The organism is Salmonella sp. NW38 (assembly GCF_051807745.1).
In the GTDB taxonomy this organism is placed as follows: Bacteria; Pseudomonadota; Gammaproteobacteria; order Enterobacterales; family Enterobacteriaceae; genus Salmonella; species Salmonella enterica.
The window spans coordinates 1-5,660 of the sequence record NZ_JAMMTO010000021.1 but is presented as its reverse complement, the minus strand read 5'-3'; the positions used below and the strand labels follow the sequence as shown (position 1 = coordinate 5,660).

Annotated in this window: 8 protein-coding genes; all 8 read left to right on the top strand. The window is 50.9% G+C overall.

Going from position 1 to position 5,660, the window contains the following annotated elements:
* Window positions 1-316: 316 nt before the first annotated feature.
* The gene (locus NA624_RS22820) at window positions 317-1,039 is read left to right on the top strand and encodes a helix-turn-helix transcriptional regulator (protein ID WP_000091471.1); all 723 of its coding nucleotides are present in this window, start codon (window positions 317-319) and stop codon (window positions 1,037-1,039) included.
* Window positions 1,039-1,425 carry a sulfurtransferase complex subunit TusD gene (gene tusD / locus NA624_RS22815; protein WP_001268012.1) on the top strand — a complete coding sequence of 129 codons (387 nt, stop codon included), beginning with the start codon at window positions 1,039-1,041 and terminating at the stop codon, window positions 1,423-1,425. The genes NA624_RS22820 and tusD overlap by 1 nt, the downstream gene beginning before the upstream one ends.
* The gene (tusC, locus tag NA624_RS22810) at window positions 1,425-1,781 is read left to right on the top strand and encodes a sulfurtransferase complex subunit TusC (RefSeq protein ID WP_000820705.1); all 357 of its coding nucleotides are present in this window, start codon (window positions 1,425-1,427) and stop codon (window positions 1,779-1,781) included. Before tusD ends, tusC begins: the two co-directional genes overlap by 1 nt.
* Before the next feature lie 7 nt (window positions 1,782-1,788).
* Window positions 1,789-2,076, top strand: coding sequence for a sulfurtransferase complex subunit TusB (tusB, locus tag NA624_RS22805; RefSeq protein ID WP_000903398.1), 288 nt, complete (start codon window positions 1,789-1,791; stop codon window positions 2,074-2,076).
* Between the two features lie 125 nt (window positions 2,077-2,201).
* The gene (gene rpsL / locus NA624_RS22800) at window positions 2,202-2,576 is read left to right on the top strand and encodes a 30S ribosomal protein S12 (RefSeq protein ID WP_000246815.1); all 375 of its coding nucleotides are present in this window, start codon (window positions 2,202-2,204) and stop codon (window positions 2,574-2,576) included.
* A gap of 95 nt (window positions 2,577-2,671) precedes the next feature.
* A complete protein-coding gene (rpsG, locus tag NA624_RS22795) occupies window positions 2,672-3,142 on the top strand; it encodes a 30S ribosomal protein S7 (protein ID WP_001138043.1) in 471 nt (156 codons plus the stop codon).
* A gap of 96 nt (window positions 3,143-3,238) precedes the next feature.
* Window positions 3,239-5,353 carry an elongation factor G gene (gene fusA / locus NA624_RS22790; protein ID WP_000124693.1) on the top strand — a complete coding sequence of 705 codons (2,115 nt, stop codon included), beginning with the start codon at window positions 3,239-3,241 and terminating at the stop codon, window positions 5,351-5,353.
* 71 nt (window positions 5,354-5,424) lie between these two features.
* Window positions 5,425-5,660 (top strand): GTP-binding protein (locus tag NA624_RS22785; RefSeq protein ID WP_000031667.1); only part of this gene is annotated, 236 nt, incomplete at its 3' end.

Sequence of the window (5,660 nt, the reverse complement as noted above, 5' to 3'; positions counted from 1 at the left end):
CCTGTTAGGGCGCGGCTGGTAAGAGAGCCTTACAGGCGCATCTGAAAAACCTCCGGCTATGCCGGAGGATATTTATTTTTATGCAGGCCGGATATATTACTCACCATAATTTGATTTGCGGATAACGGCGCTTGCGCTGGTCGTTAAGGGCGAGACCGTAGGCTGAATGACCGCCAACGCACACGTAGCCTGAAATAGACGAACAAATTAGTACTGGAAAGATGAACCCTCACTGTATTAATTTAATCATCCGCGTAAATAATGAGCCTGCCCTGAAAACATAACGACAGGCTCCTGAAAAGGAGTGTTTTTTTTCATGTCCAGGTCGCTTTTAACCAACGAAACCAGTGAACTTGATTTGCTGGATCAGCGTCCCTTCGAGCAAACCGACTTCGATATTCTGAAATCCTACGAAGCGGTAGTGGACGGGTTAGCGATGCTTATAGGTTCCCATTGTGAAATCGTATTGCACTCTTTGCAGGATCTAAAATGTTCAGCCATTCGTATTGCCAATGGCGAACATACGGGCCGTAAAATTGGCTCGCCGATTACCGACCTGGCGTTGCGCATGTTGCACGACATGACAGGGGCGGACAGTAGCGTGTCGAAATGCTATTTTACGCGCGCGAAAAGCGGTGTCTTGATGAAGTCGTTGACGATTGCCATTCGCAACCGCGAGCAGCGCGTCATTGGTCTACTGTGCATCAACATGAATCTTGATGTGCCATTTTCACAGATTATGAATACCTTTATTCCGCCGGAAACGCCGGAAGTGGGTTCAGCGGTTAATTTTGCCTCCTCAGTCGAAGATTTAGTCACCCAGACGCTGGAGTTCACGATCGAAGAGGTAAATGCCGATCGTAATGTCTCTAACAATGCGAAAAATCGTCAGATCGTCCTTAACCTGTACGAAAAAGGCATTTTCGATATTAAAGACGCCATTAACCAGGTAGCCGATCGTTTGAATATCTCAAAACACACGGTTTACCTCTATATTCGCCAGTTCAAAAGCGGCGACTTTCAGGGGCAGGATAAATAATGCGTTATGCCATTATGGTCACCGGGCCGGCATATGGCACCCAGCAGGCCAGCAGCGCATTGCAGTTCGCCCACGCGCTGCTCAATGAGGGGCATGAGTTAGCCAGCGTCTTTTTCTATCGGGAAGGGGTCTATAACGCCAATCTCCTGACCTCGCCGGCGAGCGATGAATATGATCTGGTACGCGCCTGGCAGAAATTGAATACGCAGCATGGCGTAGCTCTGAACATCTGTGTCGCGGCGGCGCTTCGTCGCGGTATTATTGATGAAACTGAAGCCGGCAGACTGGGGTTGCCGTCCGCCAATCTTCAGCCGGGCTTTACGCTAAGCGGCCTGGGCGCGCTGGCGGAGGCATCTCTCACCTGCGATCGGGTGGTGCAGTTTTAATGAAACGTATTGCATTTGTCTTTTCCACCGCGCCGCACGGTAGCGCTTCAGGTCGTGAAGGGCTGGATGCGCTGCTGGCGACGTCAGCGCTAACGGAAGCGCTGGGCGTCTTTTTTATCAGCGACGGCGTCTTTCAGTTATTACCAGGACAAAAACCAGACGCTGTTCTGGCGCGTGACTATATTGCTACTTTCAAGCTCTTTGATTTGTACGATATTGATCAATGCTGGATCTGCGCGGCATCGCTGCGCGAGCGTGGTCTGGAGAACGTTAATTTTGTGGTAGACGCTACGCCGCTTGAACCCGTGGCGTTACGCCGCGAGCTTGGCAACTATGATGTCATCCTGAGATTCTGAGGCGTTTATGCTGCATACCTTACCTCATTGCGCTTCGGGCGTTGATTTTCCCGCTTTGCTGCGCCTGCTAAAAGAGGGCGATGCGCTTTTGCTGCTCCAGGATGGCGTTACCGTCGCGATTGAAGGTAACCGCTTCCTTGAAAGTCTGCGCGATGCCCCCATAACGGTCTATGCCTTGAAAGAAGACATTGACGCCCGCGGCCTGGGTGGTCAAATTTCAGACAGTGTCGTCAGGGTTGACTATACTGAGTTTGTCAGACTCACGGTTAAGTATGCCAACCAGATGGCCTGGTGATGGCGGGATCGTTGTATATTTCTTGACACCTTTTCGACACCGCCCTAAAATTCGGCGTCCTCATATTGTGTGAGGGCGTTTTATTACGTGTTTACGAAGCAAAAGCTAAAACCAGGAGCTATTTAATGGCAACAGTTAACCAGCTGGTACGCAAACCACGTGCTCGCAAAGTTGCGAAAAGCAACGTGCCTGCGCTGGAAGCATGCCCGCAAAAACGTGGCGTATGTACTCGTGTATATACTACCACTCCTAAAAAACCGAACTCCGCACTGCGTAAAGTTTGCCGTGTTCGTCTGACTAACGGTTTTGAAGTGACTTCCTACATCGGTGGTGAAGGTCACAACCTGCAGGAGCACTCCGTGATCCTGATCCGTGGCGGTCGTGTTAAAGACCTCCCGGGTGTTCGTTACCACACCGTTCGTGGCGCGCTTGACTGCTCCGGCGTTAAAGACCGTAAGCAAGCTCGTTCTAAGTACGGCGTGAAGCGTCCTAAGGCTTAATGGTTCTCCGTTAAGTAAGGCCAAACGTTTTAAATTAATGTCAAACTAAACTCGTAGAGTTTTGGACAATCCTGAATTAACAACGGAGTATTTCCATGCCACGTCGTCGCGTCATTGGTCAGCGTAAAATTCTGCCGGATCCGAAGTTCGGATCAGAACTGCTGGCTAAATTTGTCAATATCCTGATGGTAGATGGTAAAAAATCTACTGCAGAATCAATCGTATACAGCGCGCTGGAGACCCTGGCTCAGCGTTCTGGTAAATCTGAACTGGAAGCTTTCGAAGTCGCTCTCGAAAACGTTCGCCCGACTGTAGAAGTTAAATCCCGCCGTGTAGGTGGTTCTACTTATCAGGTACCAGTTGAAGTCCGTCCGGTCCGTCGTAATGCTCTGGCAATGCGTTGGATCGTAGAAGCTGCTCGTAAACGCGGTGATAAATCCATGGCTCTGCGCCTGGCGAACGAACTTTCTGACGCTGCAGAAAACAAAGGTACTGCAGTTAAGAAACGTGAAGACGTTCACCGTATGGCAGAAGCCAACAAGGCGTTCGCACACTACCGTTGGTAATCCCTTCGGAGTCATAGTCACCAGGCGGGCGCTTCAGGTAAGTCGCCCGTTTTGGATAACTTAACTGAACGCCTAAAGATATCAACGAGGAATCAAATGGCTCGTACAACACCCATCGCACGCTACCGTAATATCGGTATCAGTGCGCACATCGACGCCGGTAAAACCACTACTACCGAACGTATTCTGTTCTACACCGGTGTAAACCACAAAATCGGTGAAGTTCATGACGGCGCAGCTACCATGGACTGGATGGAGCAGGAGCAGGAGCGTGGTATTACTATCACCTCCGCAGCGACTACTGCATTCTGGTCTGGTATGGCTAAGCAGTATGAACCGCATCGCATCAACATCATCGACACCCCGGGGCACGTTGACTTCACTATCGAAGTAGAACGTTCCATGCGTGTTCTCGATGGTGCGGTAATGGTTTACTGCGCAGTTGGTGGTGTTCAGCCGCAGTCTGAAACCGTATGGCGTCAGGCAAACAAATACAAAGTTCCGCGCATTGCGTTCGTTAACAAAATGGACCGCATGGGCGCGAACTTCCTGAAAGTTGTTGGTCAGATCAAAACCCGTCTGGGCGCGAACCCGGTTCCGCTGCAGCTGGCAATTGGTGCTGAAGAAGGTTTCACCGGCGTTGTTGACCTGGTGAAAATGAAAGCCATCAACTGGAACGATGCCGACCAGGGCGTTACCTTCGAATACGAAGATATCCCGGCTGACATGCAGGACCTGGCTAACGAATGGCACCAGAACCTGATCGAGTCCGCCGCAGAAGCTTCTGAAGAGCTGATGGAAAAATACCTGGGTGGTGAAGAACTGACTGAAGAAGAGATCAAACAAGCTCTGCGTCAGCGCGTTCTGAACAACGAAATCATCCTGGTAACCTGTGGTTCTGCATTCAAGAACAAAGGTGTTCAGGCGATGCTGGATGCGGTAATTGATTACCTGCCATCCCCGGTAGACGTACCTGCGATCAACGGTATTCTGGACGACGGTAAAGATACTCCGGCTGAGCGTCACGCAAGCGACGACGAGCCGTTCTCTGCGCTGGCGTTCAAAATCGCTACCGACCCGTTTGTGGGTAACCTGACCTTCTTCCGTGTGTACTCCGGTGTGGTTAACTCTGGTGATACCGTACTGAACTCCGTGAAAACCGCACGTGAGCGTTTCGGTCGTATCGTTCAGATGCACGCCAACAAACGTGAAGAGATCAAAGAAGTTCGCGCGGGCGACATCGCGGCTGCTATCGGCCTGAAAGACGTGACTACCGGTGACACCCTGTGTGATCCGGAAAACCCGATCATTCTGGAACGTATGGAATTCCCTGAGCCGGTAATCTCCATCGCGGTAGAACCGAAAACCAAAGCTGACCAGGAAAAAATGGGTCTGGCTCTGGGCCGTCTGGCGAAAGAAGACCCGTCATTCCGCGTATGGACTGACGAAGAATCTAACCAGACCATCATCGCTGGTATGGGTGAACTTCACCTGGATATCATCGTTGACCGTATGAAGCGTGAATTCAACGTTGAAGCTAACGTGGGTAAACCTCAGGTTGCTTACCGCGAAGCGATTCGCGCGAAAGTTACCGACATCGAAGGTAAACACGCGAAACAGTCTGGTGGTCGCGGTCAGTATGGTCATGTTGTTATCGACATGTACCCGCTGGAGCCGGGCTCTAACCCGAAAGGTTACGAGTTCATCAACGACATCAAAGGTGGTGTAATTCCTGGCGAATACATCCCGGCCGTTGATAAAGGCATCCAGGAGCAGCTGAAGTCTGGCCCGCTGGCGGGTTATCCGGTAGTTGATCTCGGTGTGCGTCTGCACTTCGGTTCTTACCATGACGTTGACTCCTCTGAGCTGGCGTTTAAACTGGCTGCGTCTATCGCCTTTAAAGAAGGCTTTAAGAAAGCAAAACCAGTTCTGCTTGAGCCGATCATGAAGGTTGAAGTAGAAACACCTGAAGAGAATACCGGTGACGTTATCGGCGACCTTAGCCGCCGTCGTGGTATGCTCAAAGGTCAGGAATCTGAAGTTACAGGCGTTAAGATCCACGCTGAAGTACCGCTGTCTGAAATGTTCGGATATGCAACTCAGCTGCGTTCTCTGACCAAAGGTCGCGCATCGTACACTATGGAATTCCTGAAGTATGATGATGCGCCGAACAACGTTGCTCAGGCCGTAATCGAAGCCCGTGGTAAATAAGCCGCAGGGTTAAAAACCAAAATCCCGTGCTCTCTCCTGAAGGGGAGAGCGCTATAGTAAGGAATATAGCCGTGTCTAAAGAAAAATTTGAACGTACAAAACCGCACGTTAACGTCGGCACCATCGGCCACGTTGACCACGGTAAAACTACCCTGACCGCTGCAATCACCACCGTACTGGCTAAAACCTACGGCGGTGCTGCTCGTGCATTCGACCAGATCGATAACGCTCCGGAAGAAAAAGCGCGTGGTATCACCATCAACACTTCTCACGTTGAATACGATACCCCGACCCGCCACTACGCACA